Annotated in this window: 1 protein-coding gene; it reads left to right on the forward strand. The window is 46.1% G+C overall.

Annotation, left to right across the window (positions count from 1 at the left end):
• Positions 1-45: 45 nt before the first annotated feature.
• Positions 46-469 (forward strand): ABC transporter permease subunit (locus tag C5B91_RS21615; RefSeq protein WP_233547911.1); only part of this gene is annotated, 424 nt, incomplete at its 3' end.

Below are 469 nucleotides of genomic sequence, written 5' to 3' on the forward strand. Positions count from 1 at the left end.
GTCAGTTATTTACCTCACTTCATATCCGTTGTCGTTGTCGTTGGTATGCTTAAGACCTTCTCTTCTTTGGACGGCGGCTTGTTTAATATCATCCGCGGCTTCTTTGGTTTTGAGCCTATTATGTTCTTCACAGATAAAGATATGTTCCGGCCATTGTACATTCTATCCAATGTATGGCAGGGCGCAGGATGGGCATCAATACTCTTCCTTGCAGCACTAGCCGGAATCAATTCTCAGCTGTATGAAGCAGCCAAGATGGACGGTGCCAACCGCTGGAGACAGCTCCTGCACATCACGTTGCCAGGTATTATGCCAACGATTATCGTGCTCCTCATCCTGCGTATGGGCAGCATTATGAATGCTGATTTTCAGAAGATCCTATTAATGCAGACTGCAGCCACTTATGAAACCTCTGATGTCATTTCGACTTTTGTTTACAGACAAGGGATGCTGCTAGGGGATCAAGCCT

The organism is Haloferax sp. Atlit-10N (genome assembly GCF_003586325.1).
GTDB lineage: Archaea > Halobacteriota > Halobacteria > Halobacteriales > Haloferacaceae > Haloferax > Haloferax prahovense.